Genomic DNA, 18,921 nt, shown 5'->3' with positions numbered 1-18,921 from the left:
GACCATGACCGACCTCCACGCGCTGCGTGACGCCTACCGCCGCGACAAGGCAGCCCTGCTGGCCGACATGCAGGCCACCGGAGCATCGGCACGCGGCATCCGCACGGCGCTGCGTCGGCTCTCCAGTCTGGCAGGCGGATTGCTGTGTACGCTGTGGCGCAGGGCAGAGCTTCCGGCCGACCTCGCGCTGGTGGCAGTGGGCGGCTTTGGGCGCGATCAGCTTTTTCCGTATTCCGACGTCGACGTGCTGCTGCTGATGCCGGATACGCGGTCTGCCGACGATTGCAGCGTGCTGCGCGCGCAGCTTGAAAAGTTCATCGGCAGCTGCTGGGACGCGGGCCTGGAGATCGGCTCCAGCGTGCGCACGGTGGCCGAGTGCATGGCCGAAGCCGCGGGCGACGTGACGGTACAGACCTCGATGCTCGAAGCGCGTCTGGTCTGCGGCGATGCAGCGCTGTTTGCGCAGTTCCAGGAGCGCTACCGCGCCCAGCTCGACCCGCATGCATTTCTGGTCGCCAAGACGCTGGAAATGCGCCAGCGCCACAACAAGTACGAAAACACGCCGTATTCACTGGAGCCCAACTGCAAGGAATCGCCCGGCGGCTTGCGCGACCTGCAGATGATTCTGTGGGTCGCGCGCGCCGCAGGCCTGGGCAGCAACTGGCGTGAACTGGCAGCCAACGGAATGGCCACGGCGTTCGAGGTGCGCCAGATCGAGCGCAACGAAGCCCTGCTGTGCCTGATCCGTGCGCGTCTGCACGCTGCGGCAGGCCGGCACGAAGACCGACTGGTGTTCGACCTGCAGACGGCCGTGGCCGAGTCGTTCGGCTACCGCTCGCTGTCGCCCGACGGCGTGCGTCTGCCCATGCGCGCCAGCGAAAGCCTGATGCGCCGCTACTACTGGGCGGCCAAGGCGGTCTCGCAGCTCAGCCAGATCCTGCTGCTCAATATCGAGGAGCACCTGAACCCCTCCACCCACGAGCCGCGGCCCATCAACGAACGCTTCTTCGAGAAGGCCGGGCTCATCGAGGTGGCCAGCGACGACCTGTATGTGCGCGACCCGCACGCCATCCTGGAAACCTTTTTGCTCTACCAGACCACGGTAGGCCTCAAGGACCTGTCGGCCCGCACGCTGCGCGCGCTGTACAACGCCCGCGGCGTGATGGACGCCAAATTCCGCCGCGACCCCGTCAACCGCGCCGCGTTCATGCGCATCCTGCAGCAGCCCGCGGGCATCACGCACGCCATGCGGCTGATGAACCAGACCTCGGTGCTGGGCCGCTACCTGTGGCCGTTTCGCCGCATCGTCGGACAGATGCAGCATGACCTGTTCCATGTGTACACGGTCGACCAGCACATCCTGATGGTGCTGCGCAATGTGCGCCGCTTCTTCATGGCCGAACATGCCCACGAATACCCGTTTTGCTCGCAGCTGGCGGGCGGCTGGGACAAGCCGTGGATCCTGTACATCGCAGCGCTGTTCCATGACATCGGCAAGGGCCGTGGCGGCGACCACTCGCAGATCGGCGCCGTGGAAGTGCGCCAGTTCTGTCGCCAGCACGGCGTGGACCGCGAGGACGCCAAACTCATCGAGTTCATGGTGACCGAACACCTGACGATGAGCCGCATTGCCCAGAAGGAAGACCTGAGCGACCCCGACGTGATTGCCGCGTTTGCGGCCCGCGTGGGCAACGAGCGCTACCTCACCGCGCTGTATTTGCTCACCGTGGCAGACATCCGCGGCACCAGCCCCAAGGTGTGGAACGCCTGGAAGGGCAAACTGCTGGAAGACCTGTACCGCGCCACCCTGCGCACCCTGGGCGGCCGCGCCCCCGATGCCGCCGCCGAGATCGAAAGCCGCAAGCGCGAGGCGCTGGTGCTGCTGGCCCTGAGCGCCCTGCCCTTCGACGCCCACAAGGCGCTTTGGGCCACGCTGGATGTGAGCTATTTCATGCGCCACGAGGCGGCCGACATCGCCTGGCACACGCGTCATCTCTCGCGCCATGTGGGCACGCTGAAACCGGTGGTGCGCGCACGTCAGTCGCTGGCGGGCGATGGGTTGCAGGTGATGGTGTACGCCGCCGACCAGGCCGACCTGTTTGCGCGCATCTGCGGCTATTTCGACCGCGCGGGCTTCAGCATTCTGGATGCACGCGTGCACACCGCCAACAATGGTTACGCGCTCGATACCTTCCAGGTGGTGGCTTCATCGGCATCGGAGCAGCCTGGCCATTACCGCGAACTGACGCACATGGTCGAGAGCGACCTGGTGCGCGCCATCGCCGAGGGTGGCGCGCTGCCCGAGCCGGCGCGCCGGCGCGTTTCGCGGCGCGTGAAGAGCTTTCCGGTCGCGCCCCGCGTGACGCTGCGGCCTGATGAGAAGGCGCAGCGCTGGCTGCTGGGCATCTCCGCCAGCGACCGCGCTGGTTTGCTTTACCTGGTGGCCCGCATCCTGGCGCAGCACCAGCTGAGCGTGCAGCTGGCCAAGGTCAGTACGCTGGGCGAGCGCGTGGAAGACACCTTCCTGATCCAGGGCCCCGAGCTTCAGAACAACGCGCGCCAGATCCAGATCGAGACGGAACTGCTGAGTGCGCTGAGCAATTGATGGGCCGCACGCGAGTGGCTGGAGGGACGCCCGCACCCCAAAAGCCATGATTGCTATAAACGATATAGCAATAGAGGCAATTAAATCAAGCGCTACAGGCTTTTTTCGCTTGAATTTTCACCTCTGACGGCTCCGCGGGCATCTTGTGCCCTCCCTAGGGTTCGCATGGCTCGTGATCCCTGGTTTGGTGTTCGCGCACGCGCAGGTCAACCCCAGTCCAGGCGATGCAATGCACCATCGAAGCAGCTCAATCGTCTTCCGTTGCATCAATTTCCGGGAACAGAACCTCGGTAAAACCGAACTGCGTGAAGTCACGTACCCGCATCGGGTACAGCTTGCCGATGAGGTGGTCGCATTCATGCTGCACCACCCGCGCATGAAAGCCGTCTACCGTGCGGTCGATGGGAACGCCATCCACATCAAAGCCGGTGTAGCGGATGCGCGCCCAGCGCGGCACCTTGCCCCGCAACCCGGGCACGGAAAGGCAGCCCTCCCAGTCCTCCTCTTCCTGCGCGCCGATCGGTGTGATCACCGGATTGAGCAGCACCGTCGGCGGTACCAGCGGCCGGTCGGGATACCGCGGGTTGCGTGACTCCGATCCGAAGATCACCAGCTGCAGGTCGACCCCGATCTGTGGTGCCGCCAGCCCTGCGCCATTGACGGCGCGCATGGTGTCGAACATGTCCTGCACCAGAGCGCGCAATGCTTCGGTGCCGAACTCCTGAACGGGCTGGGCAACGCGCAGCAGGCGCGGGTCGCCCATCTTGAGGATGGTGTGGATGGTCATGGTGGGTTCTTTTCTTCGCGGCACAAAGCGCAGCGTCGGGCCAGAGGATAGCGCCGTAAGACGTATCGCGCCCCACACGGCATATGCACATGGATGCAGGCACTGCCCGGTGGGCGGCCGACGGCTGCAACGCAGCCACAATAGGAGCCTTCATGGTGAAGCACGACGAGCCCTCCCACCCTTCCGGCAGCGCGCCCGCGCCGCGCCCGCTGCCCAGGGTGTTGCGCTGGGTGCTGCATGCGTTCGCGGTGCTCTGCCTCGGCCTGGCGGTGGTGGGCGTGATCGTGCCCGGCATGCCGACCACCGTCTTCGTGTTGATGGCCGCCTGGGCGGCAGCCCGAAGCTCGCCCCGGCTGTACCGCTGGCTCTGGAACCACCGCCTGCTCGGGCCACCGCTGCGCAACTGGACGCAGGGCGGCACCGTGAGCCGCCGCGCCAAATGGAGCGCCACGCTGGTGATGGCGCTGAGCAGCGTGATCCTGTGGGCCACGGCGTCACGCACCTGGGTGTGGGTCATCGCCATCGGCTGCATGGCGTGCGTGCTGGCGTGGCTGTGGCGCAGGCCCGAGCCGCGCTGAGGAATCGCATAGGGGCGGCTTGGGAAAATCAGCTCAAGCAAGACGTGCGTGCCGGCGCCCCGGGCCGGGCCTGTTCGGCGGACCGTGTCGGTGACCGTGCCCGCGGTGCGCCACCCAATCCAGCTCGATTTCGCTCCACTTTTGTGTATATAATCTAAGTCTTGTTCCTCGATAGCTCAGTCGGTAGAGCGCCGGACTGTTAATCCGTAGGTCCCTGGTTCGAGCCCAGGTCGAGGAGCCAAGAATTTGCAGGCCCTGCATGTGTACGCGGGGCCTTTTAGTTAGCCACAGATACCGATCATTCCTCGATAGCTCAGTCGGTAGAGCGCCGGACTGTTAATCCGTAGGTCCCTGGTTCGAGCCCAGGTCGAGGAGCCAACAAGAAGCCCTGCATTGTTTTTCAATGCAGGGCTTTTTTGTTGCCAGGCCGCGCTGCTGCACTCGGTTGTCTGCATGACAATCCGGCGATCAACGCAAGAATGCCAGCCGCAGGATTCACCACATCATGTCTGCACCTCTCCCCTGGCTGGAACCAGACGACGCACTGCCCGCGCCCGACCAAGCCTGGGACGACACCACGCCAGCACCCGGGCTGCTGGCCGCGGGCGGCTCGCTCAGCGTGGACAACCTCCGTGCGGCGTATTCACAAGGCACGTTCCCCTGGTACAGCACAGGCCAGCCCATTTGGTGGTGGGCGCCCGACCCGCGCATGGTGCTGCCTGTGGCCGAGTTCCGCCTGCACCGCTCGCTCAAGCAAAAGCTGAAGGCATTTCGCCATAGCCCGCGCTGCGAGATCCGGGTGGATCACGCGTTTCGAGAGGTGATCGCGGCGTGCGCAGGCAAGCCGCGCGAAGGGCAAAACGGCACCTGGATCGTGCCGGACATGGTGGCGGCGTACACCGCATTGCATACCGCCGGGTATGCGCACAGCGTAGAGACGTGGGTAGACGGCGAACTGGTGGGCGGGTTGTACTGTGTGGCTCTGGGGCACGCAGTCTTTGGCGAATCGATGTTTGCGCATGCGACCGATGCGTCCAAGATCGCGCTGGCGGCGCTTGTCTGTCTGTGCCGGCGCGAAGGGGCCGACCTGGTGGACTGCCAGCAGAATACGCAACACCTTGCCTCGCTCGGCGCGCGGGAAATCAGCCGTACAGAATTCCTCGCGCACACTGCAAGGGCATCCCGTCGCCCGCCCATGCAGTGGCAATTCGAGCCCATATACTGGAACGAACTGCTGCCCGCTACCGTGACCACGGCATGACGCAACTCAACGACCTTCCGCTGCAGACTCTGCAGTTCTACGCCACAGCGCCCTACCCGTGCAGCTATCTGCCGAATCGCATGGCGCGCTCGCAGGTCGCCACCCCCAGCCACCTCATTCAAAGCGACGTTTATTCAGACCTGGTCGCCAAGGGGTTCCGGCGCAGCGGCATGTTCACCTACCGCCCGTACTGCGACGGCTGCGACGCATGCACGCCCTTGCGGGTGCGGGTGGGTGAATTCACCCCTGACCGCAGCCAGAAACGTGCGTTGGCCCAGCACAGCAACTTGCAGGCCCGCGTGCTGCGACTTTGCTTCATGCCCGAGCACTACCAGCTCTACCTGCGTTACCAAAACGGACGCCACGCCGGGGGGGGCATGGATCAGGACAGCATTGACCAGTACACGCAGTTTCTGCTTCAAAGCCGGGTCAATTCGCGGCTGGTCGAGTTTCGTGAGCCCGATTCGGTCGATGGCGAACCCGGCGTGCTGAAGATGGTGTCCATTCTGGACGTGCTGGATGACGGGCTGTCGGCGGTGTACACCTTCTACGAGCCGGAGCCCAAGCGCAGTTACGGCACGTACAACGTGATGTGGCAAATCGCACAGGCCCAATCGCTGGGGCTGCCCTATGTGTACCTGGGCTACTGGATCGAAGCGAGCCCCAAGATGAACTACAAGGCCCGATTCGTTCCGCACGAAATCCGCACGGGTGGCGAATGGCAGCGCAGTACCACACGACCACAAGGCGACGCCCCGCCTGCGTGACTGCGGAAACGCATTTCACAAGGTAAGATGCAGCGGCTATGTCTCTTGGCCGCCCATGAAAAAAACAGATCCCGGCATTCCAGCCAAGCCAAGCGTGCAGGTGCTGGAACGCATGTTCACTTTGATCGACGTGCTTGCTTCGCGCGAGGACGCGATCTCGCTGAAGGAAATCAGCGAAAAGACGGGCCTGCACCCGTCCACCACACACCGCATCCTGAACGACCTGACGATTGGCCGCTTTGTGGACCGGCCGGAGTCTGGAAGCTACCGCCTCGGCATGCGCCTGCTGGAGCTGGGCAATCTGGTCAAGGCCCGCCTGAGCGTGCGCGATGCAGCGCTCACGCCAATGCGCAATCTTCACAAGCTCATTCAGCAGCCGGTGAACCTGAGCATGCGCCAGGGCGACGAAATCGTGTATGTCGAGCGTGCCTACAGCGAGCGCTCCGGCATGCAGGTGGTACGCGCCATCGGAGGGCGCGCGCCGCTGCACCTCACCTCCACCGGCAAACTGTTTCTGGCACTGGACGACCCGCAGCGCATCCGCGCCTACGCCACACGCACAGGGCTTGCAGGCCACACCCGCAACAGCATTACCCAGCTGCCGCTGCTGGAGCGCGAACTGGCCCGCGCGCGACAGTACGGGATTGCGCGTGACAATGAAGAACTGGAACTCGGTGTGCGCTGCATGGCAGCGGGCGTATACGACGACCAGGGCAAGCTGGTGGCAGGGCTGTCGATTTCTGCGCCAGCAGATCGGCTGGACGAGGGCTGGCTGCCCAAGCTGCAAGCCACGGCCAACGAGATTTCGCTGGCGCTCGGCCATAACCTGTCTTCGGGGATGCCGCGCGACGCCCTGCTGGGCAGCGCCGGGAACGGCTCGCAAGGCACGCTCGCAGGCTGAGACTGTAGCCGGTGCGGGCCGGTTCCACACTGAATGCGGGCCGACCGGTCCGCCCCAGCCGACGCGCGGCGACAGGCGTCGACTCAGCCGACGGGGGTTCCACCAAAACTAATCCGGCCAGACCGCACCAAGGCAGTGTGTCGCGTTGATCAGCCGTTACCGCCTGCCCGGGCCTGCATTGGGGCCGCCAGAGGCGCCGGCATGGTTTCCACCCAGCGACGCACGCGTTCGGCATCGCCCAAGCGACTGAACTTGCCGGCCGAGTCAAGAAACACCATGATCAGCTTGCGGCCCGCTACCTTGGTCTGCATGACCAGGCACCGGCCTGCTTCCGAGATATAGCCGGTCTTTTGCAGGCCGATGTCCCAGGTCGGGTTCTTCACCAGACCGTTGGTATTGTTGTACTGCAGCGTACGGCGGCCCAACGCCACTTCATAGCCAGGTGAAGTGGACAGCTCGCGGAGCAACGGATCGCCATGTGCCACATTTACCAGCGTGGCCAGATCGCGCGCGCTGGACTGGTTGCGGCTGGAAAGGCCGGTGGGCTCGACATACTTGGTGTCCGTCATGCCCAGCAGCATGGCCTTGACATTCATCTGAGCCACAAATACACCCATGCCACCAGGGAACGTGCGTCCAAGTGCATGGGCCGCACGGTTTTCGCTGGACATGAGCGCTAGGTGCAGCATTTCGCCGCGGGTGAGTGTGGAGCCCACCGCCAGCCGGGAGCTGCTGCCCTTCTCCGTGTCTACGTCTTCCTGGGTGATGGTGATCGGCTCATCCATCGGCAACTGGGCCTGCGAAATGATCATCCCGGTCATCAGCTTGGTGAGCGACGCAATGGGCAGTACCGCCTGGTCGTTCTTGCTCAGTAGAACCTCATGCGTGTCCTGATCAATCACATACGCCACGCTGGACTTGAGGTCGAGCGGGTCACTGACCTCATGCAAGCCCGCCACCTGACCAAAGGAAGGCCGTGCGGGTGTATAGGCCACACGCGTGGCCGCTTTGGACGATTTGGCCGACACACGCACCGACTTGGCCTGGGCCGCCGCGCGGGTAGGAGCTGCCTTGCTGACCGCGGCGCGCGGTTGCTTCTTGGCAGAGGAATCCTTGGCGGGTGTAGCAAAAGCCGCCGGGGAGACCAGCGCCGCGGCAAGCGCGGCAAAACCCAGAAAGCGAGAAAAAGAGGTCACTGCGGAGCTGCGGCCATGGTGCATCAAAGTGCTCCAAATGGTAAAGAATGTGGACCAGTGTACAGAATCAGAAAAAGTCGCGCAAGATCAACACCTTGCGCGACTTTTCAAGAAAGCGGCTGAATTATAGGAAGATCAATCAGCCCTGCGCAGCCACACGATCAGCTTTACTTTGTAACTTGTTCAGCGCGCTCAGGTACGCCTTGGCAGATGCCACCACGATGTCCGGATCGGCGCCTACGCCATTGACCACGCGGCCACTGTTTTGCAACCGCACCGTGACCTCGCCCTGGCTCTCGGTGGAGCCGCTGATGGCATTCACCGAATACAGCACCATCTCTGCCCCGCTCTTGACATGCGACTCGATCGCCTTGAGCGACGCGTCCACGGGGCCGTTTCCGTCCGACTCACTGCGCACCTCCTGGCCGTCCACCGTGAACACAATGCGCGCCCGTGGCTGCTCGCCCGTCTCGCTTTGCTGGAACAGCGATACAAAACCGTACTGCTCCTTCTCGCTGGTCACGCTTTCATCGCTCACCAATGCAAGGATGTCTTCGTCGAAGATCTCGCTCTTGCGGTCTGCCAGTTCCTTGAAGCGGGTGAAGGCCGTGTTGACATCAGTTTCGCTATCCAGGCTCACACCCAGTTCCTGCAGGCGCTGCTTGAAAGCATTGCGACCACTGAGTTTGCCCAGAACGATCTTGTTGGCGCTCCAACCCACATCTTCCGCACGCATGATTTCATAGGTATCGCGGGCCTTGAGCACGCCGTCCTGGTGGATACCGCTGGCGTGGGCGAATGCGTTGGCGCCCACAACCGCCTTGTTGGGCTGCACCACGAAACCAGTGGTCTGGCTCACCATCCGGCTGGCCGCGACGATGTGTTGCGTGTCGATGCCGAGGTCCAGGTTGAAGTAGTCACGGCGCGTCTTGACCGCCATCACGACCTCTTCCAGCGAACAGTTGCCCGCGCGCTCGCCCAGGCCGTTGATCGTGCACTCCACCTGGCGTGCGCCACCAATCTTCACGCCGGCCAGCGAATTGGCAACAGCCATACCCAGGTCGTTGTGGCAGTGCACCGACCAGATGGCCTTGTCGCTATTGGGAATGCGCTCACGCAGCGTCTTGATGAAATTGCCATACAGCTCGGGAATGGCGTACCCCACGGTGTCGGGCACATTGATCGTAGTTGCGCCTTCGTTGATCACAGCCTCCAGCACGCGGCACAGGAAGTCCGGGTCGCTGCGGTACCCGTCTTCAGGGCTGAACTCGATATCGGCCACAAGGTTGCGGGCAAACCGCACGGATTGCTTGGCCTGCTCGAGCACTTGGTCGGGCGTCATGCGCAGCTTCTTCTCCATGTGGAGCGCGCTGGTCGCGATGAACGTATGGATACGGGCGCTGTTGGCACCCTTGAGCGCTTCGGCAGCCCGGGAGATGTCACGGTCGTTGGCGCGCGAGAGCGAGCAGATCGTGGAGTCCTTGATGGCGTTGGCAATGGCCTGTACGGCGTCGAAATCTCCATTGGAGCTGGCTGCAAAGCCGGCTTCGATCACGTCCACCTTCAGGCGCTCAAGCTGCCGCGCAATGCGCAGTTTCTCGTCCTTGGTCATCGATGCGCCGGGGGATTGCTCGCCGTCACGCAATGTCGTGTCAAAAATGATCAGCTTGTCAGCCATGTCGTCTCTCCTGGTATGGGTGGTGGGTTCAACCCGCAACGCTAAAAACTGGCGCCCAAAACAAAAGGCCCGTTGCGGGTGCATACGGGCCTTTGTGGAAAAAGTGTGCGCGTGCGCCTACCGTCTCCGCCCGTGGGGAGGTAGCAGTAGGGCAATTGCGAACAAATTCATGTCTTGCAATGTAGCACACATCACGTGATCGAGGCGGCATCACTTGTGAAGGCCACGCTCATCAGGTTCTTCGGTCGACGTGCTGATCACGCTGCTGTGCTGGCCCTTGGCCCTGCGCCACGCGTATACGCCGTACCCGCTGAGCCCGTACGCCACAAAGACGCCAAACAGCACGATGGGCGGATGGATGTTGATGACCGCAATGCCCAAAGCGATCAGCACGATGGCTGCAAACGGTACGCTCTTGCGCATCTGCACGTCCTTGAAGCTGTAGAAGGGCACGTTCGTCACCATCGTGAGCCCCGCGTACAGCGTGAACGCGAACATCACCCAGGTGGTCTGCGACCAGGTCAGCCATCCGTCGTCTCCACGGTTCACGCCCAGTTCGGTCATCAGCCAGATGAAGCCCGCCACCAATGCAGCGGCGGCCGGGGAAGGCAACCCCTGAAAGTAACGCTTGTCGACCACGCTGGTGTTCACGTTGAAGCGCGCCAGACGCAATGCAGCGCAGGCGCAGTAGACAAAAGCCGCGATCCAGCCCCAGCGTCCCAAGCCCTGAAGGGCCCACTCATAAGCAATGAGCGCAGGGGCTGCACCAAAAGACACCATGTCCGACAGTGAGTCCATTTGCTCGCCAAACGCGCTCTGGGTGTTGGTCATGCGGGCCACGCGTCCATCGAGGCTGTCTAGCACCATCGCGCAGAACACGCCGACAGCAGCCAGATCAAACCGGCTGTTCATCGCCATCACCACCGAGTAGAAGCCGCCAAACAGCGCAGCCAGGGTGAACAGGTTGGGCAGGATGTAGATCCCCTTGCGTCGCTTGCGCTCTACCAGAACGGCAGAGTCAGGGGAATCGTTGCCATCATGCATCAAAGAGACCTCCAGCGCTTGTTACGCTTGCACAAGCAGCTATCAATTTTGTAGTAATTGGATCGCAACGACGAACCACGGGCGTGGCGGCGCGCTCTCAAGACGAAGGCCGCAGTGTAGCGCCTTGAAACAACTTGCACCGTTGCCGATGGGACGAAAAAAAGGCCACCGAAGTGGCCTTTGCGTGGGTCAGGCCGCAAGGGCCCGGCATCAGTTGCGGGTCTGGTCGACCAGCTTGTTCTTGGCAATCCAGGGCATCATGGCGCGCAGCTGGGCACCCACCACTTCGATGCTGTGGTCGGCCGTGTTGCGGCGGCGGGCCGTCATGCTGGGGTAGTTCAGGCGGCCTTCCTGGATGAACATCTTGGCGTAGTCGCCATTCTGGATGCGCTTGAGCGCATTGCGCATGGCCTTGCGCGACTCTTCGTTGATCACTTCAGGGCCGGTCACGTACTCGCCGTATTCGGCGTTGTTCGAGATCGAGTAGTTCATGTTGGCGATGCCGCCTTCGTAGATCAGATCCACGATCAGCTTGAGTTCGTGCAGGCACTCGAAGTACGCCATTTCAGGCGCGTAGCCGGCTTCGACCAGGGTTTCATAGCCCATCTTGATCAGCTCGACAGCGCCACCGCACAACACGGCCTGTTCACCGAACAGGTCGGTCTCGGTTTCTTCCTTGAAGTTGGTCTCGATGATGCCGGCCTTGCCGCCGCCGTTGGCTGCAGCGTAGCTCAGGGCCAGGTCACGGGCCTTGCCAGACTTGTCCTGGTGCACGGCGACCAGGTGAGGCACGCCGCCGCCCTGGGTGTACGTGTTGCGCACCGTGTGGCCAGGGGCCTTGGGAGCGACCATCCACACATCCAGGTCAGCGCGGGGCACGACCTGGTTGTAGTGCACGTTGAAGCCGTGCGCGAAGGCCAGCGAAGCACCTTGCTTGATATTGGGTTCGACGTTGTTCTTGTACACCGCTGCGATGTCTTCATCGGGCAACAGGATCATGACCACGTCGGCCGCCTTGACCGCATCGTTCACTTCCATCACCGTCAGGCCAGCCTTGCCAACCTTGTCCCACGAGGCACCGCCCTTGCGCAGGCCGACCACCACCTTCACGCCGCTGTCATTCAGGTTTTGTGCGTGGGCGTGGCCTTGGCTGCCGTAGCCAATGATGGCCACAGTCTTGCCCTTGATCAGGCTCAGGTCGGTGTCTTTATCGTAGAAAACTTTCATGGGTTGCTCCGGTTGAAATACGTTGTTGGGTGGGATGGAAAAGTCGGAATTGTCTTACACGCGCAGGATGCGCTCGCCGCGGCCGATGCCGCTGGCCCCCGTGCGGACGGTTTCGAGGATGGCGGTGCGGTCAATGGCCTGCAGGAACGCGTCGTTCTTGGACTGGTCACCGGTCAACTCGATCGTGTAGCTCTTTTCGGTCACGTCGATGATGCGGCCGCGGAAGATGTCGGCCATGCGTTTCATCTCTTCGCGCTCCTTGCCCACGGCGCGCACCTTCACCATCATGAGCTCGCGCTCGGTATAGGCGCCTTCGGTCAGGTCGACCACCTTCACCACCTCAATGAGACGGTTCAGGTGCTTGGTGATCTGCTCGATCACGTCGTCAGACCCCGTCGTCTGGATGGTCATGCGCGAAAGCGATGCATCCTCGGTAGGCGCCACGGTGAGCGATTCGATGTTGTAGCCACGGGCCGAGAACAGGCCCACAACGCGGGAAAGAGCACCGGGCTCGTTTTCCAGCAGGACAGCAATGATGTGTTTCATAGGTGCAGATTCCTCTTTTCGCTGCCCTCCCCCGTGCACGGTAATGCACGGGCTTGGCAGGCAATAGATTCGTCAAAAAAGTGAATGCTATCGATTCGATAGCTGGTAGCGCTTGATGAACAAGCGCTTAAGGCCGATTTGGCTTGTTAAAGGTCTTCCGACCCCAGCAGCATTTCGGTAATGCCCTTGCCGGCCTGCACCATCGGGAACACGTTCTCGGTGGGGTCAGTACGGAAGTCCAGGAACACAGTGCGGTCCTTGAGCTTGCGTGCTTCGCGGAGCGCAGGTTCCACATCCCGGGGGTGCTCGATCAGCATGCCCACGTGGCCATAGGCCTCGGCGAGCTTCACGAAATTGGGCAACGCGTCCATGTAGCTGTGACTGTAGCGGCCGGAGTATTCGATCTCCTGCCACTGGCGCACCATGCCCAGATAGCGGTTGTTCAACGAGCAGATCTTGATCGGCGTGTTGTACTGCAGGCAGGTGGACAGCTCCTGGATGTTCATCTGCACCGAGCCTTCGCCCGTGATGCAGAACACTTCGGATTCCGGCTTGGCCAGCTTGATACCCATGGCGTAGGGAATGCCCACGCCCATGGTGCCCAAACCACCCGAGTTGATCCAGCGGCGTGGCTCGTCAAAACGGTAGTACTGCGCTGCCCACATCTGGTGCTGGCCCACGTCGGATGTGATGTACGTATCCGCATCCTTGGTCATGTTCCACAGCGTTTCGACCACATACTGGGGCTTGATGACATCGCCGCTGCCCATGCTGTACTTGAGACAGTCACGCTTGCGCCAGCCCTCGATGGTGTCCCACCAGGCGGCCAGTGCGCCGCCATCGGGCCGGGTGCTGCTCTCGCGGATCATGGAGATCAGCTCGGTCAGCACGTCCTTGACGTCGCCAACGATCGGCACGTCCACCTTCACGCGCTTGGAAATGCTTGAAGGATCGATGTCGATATGGATGATCTTGCGGTCGTTCTGCGCGAAGTGCTTGGGATTGCCGATCACGCGGTCATCAAAGCGCGCGCCGACGGCCAGCAGAACATCGCAGTTCTGCATGGCGTTGTTGGCCTCAATCGTGCCGTGCATGCCCAGCATGCCCAGAAACTTGCGGTCCGAAGCCGGGTAGGCGCCCAGCCCCATCAGTGTGTTCGTGACCGGGTAGCCCAGCATGTCCACCAGCGTGCGCAGCTCGTCGGTCGCATTGCCCAGCAGCACGCCGCCGCCGGTGTAGATGTAGGGACGCTTGGCGGTCAGCAACAGCTGAAGCGCCTTGCGAATCTGGCCACCATGGCCCTTGCGCACGGGGTTGTACGAGCGCATTTCCACCGACTGCGGATAACCGGTGTAAGGAACCTTCTTGAAGGACACGTCCTTGGGCACATCGACCACCACAGGGCCGGGGCGGCCGGTGCGGGCGATGTGAAATGCCTTCTTCATCGTCATCGCCAGATCGCGCGGATCCTTGACCAGGAAGTTGTGCTTGACGATAGGGCGTGTGATGCCGACGGTGTCACATTCCTGGAAGGCATCGAGCCCGATGGCAGGCGTGGGCACCTGACCGGAGATGATCACCATGGGGATGCTGTCCATGTACGCCGTGGCGATACCGGTCACCGCATTGGTAAGCCCAGGGCCGGACGTGACCAGCGCCACGCCCACTTCACCTGTGGCACGGGCATAGCCGTCAGCGGCGTGTACGGCAGCCTGCTCATGGCGCACCAGCACATGCTGGATGGTGTCTTGCTTGTACAGGGCGTCGTAGATGTACAGAACCGCACCGCCGGGGTAGCCCCAGATGAATTCGACGTTCTCGGCCTGAAGCGCCTTGACGAGGATCTCGGAACCCATGAGGTCCTGCGAGGGGGAAGCGGGGGAGGTGTTGCCCTGCGAAGCAGCGGCAGCCGAACTGAGTTCAGCCTTGGAGATTTCCATGATGATCAACCTTTGTGAATTTCTCTGACGAAAAACCTTGGGTGCCCCTCGCACGCGCTCTTGTGAAGCCAGCTTGGGACTTGAGGCCAAGGACATGGGCGGGATGATTGCCGCGCCGGACCAGGACCCGTTTGCCTTTTGAATTGCAGAGGCGATTATCGCACTGCAACACGTGTAAACGCAGCGACCCCCGAAAAAAACACGTTGCAGTGCAATAATGGAGGGCTGCAACGTGCCGAGCCCGCCACAGCTTCCGCGGACTCCAACGCACCGCCCCTCGGGGCTGACCCGTCTTGGCCACTGAACAAGAACTCTCCGATTTCCTCAAAAGTGTAGAAAAGCGCGCTTTCAAGCGCTCGCTCTACCATGTGCGCAATGAGGAAGCGGCACTGGACATCGTTCAGGACAGCATGCTGAAGCTGGCCGAGCATTACGGAGACAAACCCGCCGGGGAACTCCCCATGCTTTATCAGCGAATACTGTCCAATTGCACACTGGACTGGTTTCGCCGCCAGAAAACACGCAATGCACTGTTTTCGAGCATGAGCGACTTTGAAGGGCCCGGCGAAGATGGCACGGATTTTGATCTGCTGGAAGCGTACTCGGGCCCGGATGATGGGGATCGTGCCGAAAGCGCGGAAGACATCACGCGGCGGGCGCAGATCTTTCGGGGGATAGAAGCTGAAATCGCGGAACTTCCGCCACGTCAACGGGAAGCCTTCCTCATGCGTTATTGGGAAGAAATGGATGTAGCAGAAACAGCGGCCGCCATGGGCTGCTCCGAGGGCAGCGTCAAAACCCACTGTTTTCGCGCCATTCAAACCCTGGGCAAGGCACTGAAAGCCAAAGGAATCGAGCCATGAACACCGTACAGACACCTTCTATTGAGGCTCAAGCCGCCGCAGAGCGCTTTGCGCGCAGGGTGGCCGTGCGCCTGTCAGCGGGCTCAGACGAACTCCCCTACGACATCTCCGAGCGCCTGCGTGCTGCCCGGATGCAGGCCGTTGCCAAGCGCAAGGTGGTCGCCCCTGTCCTGCGTACGGCTCCAGCCATCGTGGGCACGGGCGGTACCGCCACGCTGGGCCGCGGTGGTGAAGGCGGCGGCTGGCTGAGCGCCCTGCTCTCGTCGATCCCCTTGTTGGCGCTGGTGGCGGGGCTGGTGATGATCAACATTGCCCAGGATGAGAAAAACACGAACGACGTGGCAGAAGTGGATGCCGCGCTGTTGACCGACGACCTGCCACCATCTGCTTACGCAGATCCCGGTTTTGTGCAGTTCCTGAAAACGTCCGCGGCGCAGGGGCGCTGACACTGGCGTATTGCCAGGCCCCGGACCGCATGCACATCAAGTCTTCCGGCATCTCCCACGCCGTGCCAGCCTTTGTGCTGGCATCGGTGCTTCTGGCTGCGATGACGGCCGGTGGCTGGATGGCGCTGGACCGCCTTCGCATGGCGCCCGGGACGGCTCTCGTTGCCGGGGCGGCGGCGGCAGTGGCCAGCCCGAACTACGCCCGCAGCACGCCATTGACGCGCCTGACCACGGCACCCGACTCTGAGACCGGGCCCAGCTGGGAATCGCTGAGCACGGCACAGCAACTTGCGCTTTACCCGCTGGCCGAGCGCTGGGTAATGATCGGCGAAGCACAAAAGCGACGCTGGCTGGCGCTCGCCGTCAACTTCACCGCCTTGCCCACTGCAGAGCAGGCCAAAGTCCACGAGCGGATGACCGAATGGGCAAACCTGAGTGCCCAGCAGCGCAACCAGGCGCGCCTGAACTACGCCGTCACCAGTCGCCTGGGACTCGATGACAAGCGCGCGCAGTGGGAGGCGTACCAGGCGCTGTCCGATGCGGAGCGAGCGGCGCTTGCGGCCGCAGCACAGCCCAAGCCCAAGGGCGCAGCAACTGCGCTCAGCCCGGTGCCCGCCAAAAAGCTGGCCCAGGTGCCTGCCGCCGTGCAGGCCAACCCGGAGCGGCCCAATGCGCCCAAGATCCCGCCCGTGATCGACAACGCACCACGGGTTGCGGCGCCTGTGTCGCCTGCCACGCTGCAGACACCTGGTGCACCGCAGCCAGCGCCCGCTTCCACGGTCGTCGAGACAGCACCTGTGGTAACCCCAGTGGCAGTGCCCGCGCCCCTCCCGGCCATGCCCGAAGCTGCCGAGGCGGTGGCCGCCCCACCGGCAACGCCCGCAGTGGTCACGCCGGACAACTCCGGGTTGTATCCTCAGTAGTCCTGTTGCTGCTGACCCATACCGGAATGCCTTCCCCGATTTCGCCCACCCCTGCCGCCGATTCCGCCGCTTCACCGGCCGTGCCCCACCTTGCCCATGCGCCCACTCCGGGTCTGTGGCGACGCATGGCCTGCTGGCTGTACGAGGGCATGCTGATGTTTGGCGTGGTTTTCATCGCCGGCTACCTGTTCGGCACCTTGAGCCAGACGCGCAATGCCATGGACAATCGCCACGCGCTGCAGGCGTTCCTGTTCGTCATCTTCGGCATCTACTTCGCCTGGTTCTGGGCCAAGGGCCAGACCCTCGCTCAAAAAACCTGGCACATCCGCGTGGTCGACACGGCGGGCTTGCCCGTCAGCCAAGCCCGCGCGCTGCTGCGGTATGTCGTGAGCTGGGTGTGGTTTCTGCCCCCGTTGGCGGCCTATGCATTTGGAGTATCAGCCGTAGAAGTACTGGTGCTGACGCTGGGCTGGGTTGCTGTCTGGGCGATTCTCAGCCGCTTTCATCCGCGCCAGCAGTTCTGGCATGACGCCTGGGCTGGCACCCGGCTGGTGCATTACGTTCCGCCGCGCAAGTAGCGTCTCGGGGCCGACACCACTCGCCCAGCCGCGATCAAGGCCGGTCGGCCTGACTGCAGTCTCTTGCAAGAAAATGCCCGCATGACACCCACTCCCCTCCATGGGCCATCCAGTCCCGCCAACCCGCAAAAAGCACGCAAGGGCTTCGCCCGCATCTGGCACGCGGGTGGCTATTCGCTGGCGGGGCTGCGCTCGGGCTGGCACGAGAAGGCATTTCGCCAGGAGGCGCTGGCCGCAGCGGTGTTGTTGCCGGCTTCGCTTTGGCTGGGCAACAGCTGGGTCGAGGTGGCTCTGCTGGCCGGTTCGGTCTGGCTGGTGATGGTGGTGGAGTTGCTGAACACCGGTATCGAATCGGCTATCGACCGGGTAGGCCCTGAGTGGCACGCGCTTTCCAAGCGCGCAAAAGACATGGGCAGCGCCGCCGTGCTGATGGCGCTGCTGTTGTGCGCCGCCATTTGGGGCGCTGCCCTCTATCAAAAGGTTTTCAATGGCTGAACCGGCTTTTTCCGTCTGTGTTTACTGCGGCTCCCGCCCTGGGGACAGCAACCCTGATTTTGCTGAGGCCGCCCGCGCGGTGGGCCAATGGATTGGTCAACATGGGGGCCAGCTGGTGTACGGCGGTGGCCGCAGCGGCTTGATGGGCACCGTGGCCGAGGCGGCACGTCTGGCGGGCGGACGTGTGGTGGGCGTGATACCCCAGGCGCTGGTCGACAAGGAGTTGGCCAACCGGGAGTGCGATGAGTTGCACGTGGTGCAGACCATGCACGAACGCAAGGCCATGATGGCCGAGCGCAGCGACGCTTTCATGGCACTGCCCGGCGGCATTGGCACTTTTGAGGAACTGTTTGAAGTGTGGACCTGGCGCCAGCTGGGCTACCACGACAAGCCGCTGGGCTTGCTCAACACCGCTGGCTACTACGACAGGCTGCTCGGTTTCCTGCAGCACAGCGTGACCAGCGGCTTCATGGGCGAATGGCAGATGGGCCTGCTCAATGTGGATACAGCGCCCGATGCGCTTCTGCGCGCTCTTGTGCAGTCAGCGGGCCCTGATCGGACGCCAGTCTCGCTGCGTTCCGTGATCTGAGCCACACGCGGCGCTTCCGTGTGAAGCGGCCTCGCGCGTGGGCATCAGCGGCGGGTGGCACCGTCAAGACGGGTTAGGCAAGTATTAGCGAGGCGCAGTGTGCGCCGCATCCCTGAACGGTCAGACCGCTGCGTCGTCCAGATCACCCGTGCGGATACGAACCACGCGCTCCACAGACGTCACGAAGATCTTGCCGTCGCCAATCTTGCCCGTGCGCGCCACGTTCACGATGGCATCGACACAGCGGTCCACGTCCTCGGTCTTGACGACGACTTCGACCTTCACCTTGGGGAGGAAGTCCACCACGTACTCGGCACCGCGGTACAGCTCGGTGTGGCCCTTCTGGCGGCCAAAGCCCTTGACCTCGGTGACCGTGAGGCCGGTCACGCCGCATTCGGCCAGCGCTTCGCGCACCTCTTCGAGCTTGAATGGCTTGATGACGGCGGTGATCATTTTCATGGCGGGTCTCCTCTGAGATTTAAGAAAAAGGGGCGGGC

The 18,921-nt window shown here is 62.8% G+C and carries 19 protein-coding genes and 2 tRNA genes; 13 read left to right on the top strand and 8 right to left on the bottom strand.

Annotated elements, in window-relative coordinates:
• Positions 1-4: 4 nt before the first annotated feature.
• Complete coding sequence (locus ACTPOI_RS11910) at positions 5-2,605, top strand: [protein-PII] uridylyltransferase (RefSeq protein WP_440109036.1); 2,601 nt, start codon at positions 5-7, stop codon at positions 2,603-2,605.
• A 247-nt stretch (positions 2,606-2,852) separates the two neighbouring features.
• Here ACTPOI_RS11910 and def read toward each other — a convergent pair whose 3' ends face one another.
• On the bottom strand, positions 2,853-3,392 hold the full coding sequence (gene def, locus ACTPOI_RS11905) for a peptide deformylase (protein ID WP_440109034.1): 540 nt from the start codon (positions 3,390-3,392) through the stop codon (positions 2,853-2,855).
• A 152-nt stretch (positions 3,393-3,544) separates the two neighbouring features.
• Between def and ACTPOI_RS11900 the strand changes: the two genes are divergently transcribed.
• From ACTPOI_RS11900 to ACTPOI_RS11875, 6 genes are all read left to right on the top strand, one after another.
• A complete protein-coding gene (locus tag ACTPOI_RS11900) occupies positions 3,545-3,970 on the top strand; it encodes a YbaN family protein (protein ID WP_440109467.1) in 426 nt (141 codons plus the stop codon).
• A gap of 165 nt (positions 3,971-4,135) precedes the next feature.
• Positions 4,136-4,211 (top strand) — tRNA-Asn (locus ACTPOI_RS11895).
• 61 nt (positions 4,212-4,272) lie between these two features.
• Positions 4,273-4,348 (top strand) — tRNA-Asn (locus ACTPOI_RS11890).
• A gap of 127 nt (positions 4,349-4,475) precedes the next feature.
• Positions 4,476-5,231 carry a leucyl/phenylalanyl-tRNA--protein transferase gene (gene aat, locus ACTPOI_RS11885; protein ID WP_440109033.1) on the top strand — a complete coding sequence of 252 codons (756 nt, stop codon included), beginning with the start codon at positions 4,476-4,478 and terminating at the stop codon, positions 5,229-5,231.
• A complete protein-coding gene (locus ACTPOI_RS11880) occupies positions 5,228-5,998 on the top strand; it encodes an arginyltransferase (RefSeq protein WP_440109032.1) in 771 nt (256 codons plus the stop codon). The genes aat and ACTPOI_RS11880 overlap by 4 nt, the downstream gene beginning before the upstream one ends.
• Positions 5,999-6,053: 55 nt before the next feature.
• The gene (locus ACTPOI_RS11875; protein ID WP_440109030.1) at positions 6,054-6,899 is read left to right on the top strand and encodes an IclR family transcriptional regulator; all 846 of its coding nucleotides are present in this window, start codon (positions 6,054-6,056) and stop codon (positions 6,897-6,899) included.
• Between the two features lie 149 nt (positions 6,900-7,048).
• Here the strand turns inward: ACTPOI_RS11875 and ACTPOI_RS11870 are convergent, their stop codons facing one another.
• The 6 genes from ACTPOI_RS11870 to ACTPOI_RS11845 all read right to left on the bottom strand — a co-directional run bounded on the left by ACTPOI_RS11870 (position 7,049) and on the right by ACTPOI_RS11845 (position 14,530).
• The gene (locus ACTPOI_RS11870) at positions 7,049-8,119 is read right to left on the bottom strand and encodes a serine hydrolase (protein ID WP_440109028.1); all 1,071 of its coding nucleotides are present in this window, start codon (positions 8,117-8,119) and stop codon (positions 7,049-7,051) included.
• Positions 8,120-8,234: 115 nt separating this feature from the next.
• Positions 8,235-9,773 (bottom strand): 2-isopropylmalate synthase, encoded by a 1,539-nt coding sequence (locus tag ACTPOI_RS11865; RefSeq protein ID WP_440109026.1) that lies wholly within the window; start codon positions 9,771-9,773, stop codon positions 8,235-8,237.
• 210 nt (positions 9,774-9,983) lie between these two features.
• Positions 9,984-10,817, bottom strand: coding sequence for a CDP-diacylglycerol--serine O-phosphatidyltransferase (gene pssA / locus ACTPOI_RS11860; RefSeq protein WP_440109024.1), 834 nt, complete (start codon positions 10,815-10,817; stop codon positions 9,984-9,986).
• Between the two features lie 210 nt (positions 10,818-11,027).
• Entirely contained in the window at positions 11,028-12,044 is a 1,017-nt protein-coding gene (gene ilvC / locus ACTPOI_RS11855; RefSeq protein WP_300455741.1) for a ketol-acid reductoisomerase, read from the bottom strand.
• A 54-nt stretch (positions 12,045-12,098) separates the two neighbouring features.
• Positions 12,099-12,590, bottom strand: coding sequence for an acetolactate synthase small subunit (gene ilvN / locus ACTPOI_RS11850; RefSeq protein WP_015013659.1), 492 nt, complete (start codon positions 12,588-12,590; stop codon positions 12,099-12,101).
• Between the two features lie 146 nt (positions 12,591-12,736).
• Positions 12,737-14,530 (bottom strand): acetolactate synthase 3 catalytic subunit, encoded by a 1,794-nt coding sequence (locus ACTPOI_RS11845; RefSeq protein WP_440109021.1) that lies wholly within the window; start codon positions 14,528-14,530, stop codon positions 12,737-12,739.
• Between the two features lie 293 nt (positions 14,531-14,823).
• Here ACTPOI_RS11845 and ACTPOI_RS11840 point away from each other — a divergent pair, with 293 nt between their 5' ends.
• From ACTPOI_RS11840 to ACTPOI_RS11815, 6 genes are all read left to right on the top strand, one after another.
• On the top strand, positions 14,824-15,393 hold the full coding sequence (locus ACTPOI_RS11840) for an RNA polymerase sigma factor (RefSeq protein ID WP_069105448.1): 570 nt from the start codon (positions 14,824-14,826) through the stop codon (positions 15,391-15,393).
• Positions 15,390-15,839: a DUF3619 family protein gene (locus tag ACTPOI_RS11835; protein WP_440109019.1), complete on the top strand. Its 450-nt coding sequence runs from the start codon at positions 15,390-15,392 to the stop codon at positions 15,837-15,839. The genes ACTPOI_RS11840 and ACTPOI_RS11835 overlap by 4 nt, the downstream gene beginning before the upstream one ends.
• 29 nt (positions 15,840-15,868) lie before the next feature.
• Complete coding sequence (locus tag ACTPOI_RS11830; protein ID WP_440109017.1) at positions 15,869-16,762, top strand: DUF3106 domain-containing protein; 894 nt, start codon at positions 15,869-15,871, stop codon at positions 16,760-16,762.
• Positions 16,763-16,788: 26 nt separating this feature from the next.
• On the top strand, positions 16,789-17,340 hold the full coding sequence (locus tag ACTPOI_RS11825; protein ID WP_440109015.1) for an RDD family protein: 552 nt from the start codon (positions 16,789-16,791) through the stop codon (positions 17,338-17,340).
• Positions 17,341-17,421: 81 nt separating this feature from the next.
• Positions 17,422-17,835 (top strand): diacylglycerol kinase, encoded by a 414-nt coding sequence (locus ACTPOI_RS11820; RefSeq protein WP_440109013.1) that lies wholly within the window; start codon positions 17,422-17,424, stop codon positions 17,833-17,835.
• Entirely contained in the window at positions 17,828-18,424 is a 597-nt protein-coding gene (locus ACTPOI_RS11815) for a TIGR00730 family Rossman fold protein (RefSeq protein WP_440109011.1), read from the top strand. The genes ACTPOI_RS11820 and ACTPOI_RS11815 overlap by 8 nt, the downstream gene beginning before the upstream one ends.
• A 120-nt stretch (positions 18,425-18,544) precedes the next feature.
• On the opposite strand, the gene ACTPOI_RS11810 is transcribed toward ACTPOI_RS11815, so the two are convergent.
• Positions 18,545-18,883, bottom strand: a complete 339-nt coding sequence (locus tag ACTPOI_RS11810) for a P-II family nitrogen regulator (protein ID WP_440109009.1) — start codon at positions 18,881-18,883, stop codon at positions 18,545-18,547.
• Positions 18,884-18,921 lie beyond the last annotated feature (38 nt).

It is taken from the genome of Acidovorax sp. BL-A-41-H1, from assembly GCF_051942715.1.
The sequence above is the reverse complement of the archived record's forward strand: the minus strand, read 5'-3'. Positions and strand labels throughout refer to the sequence as shown.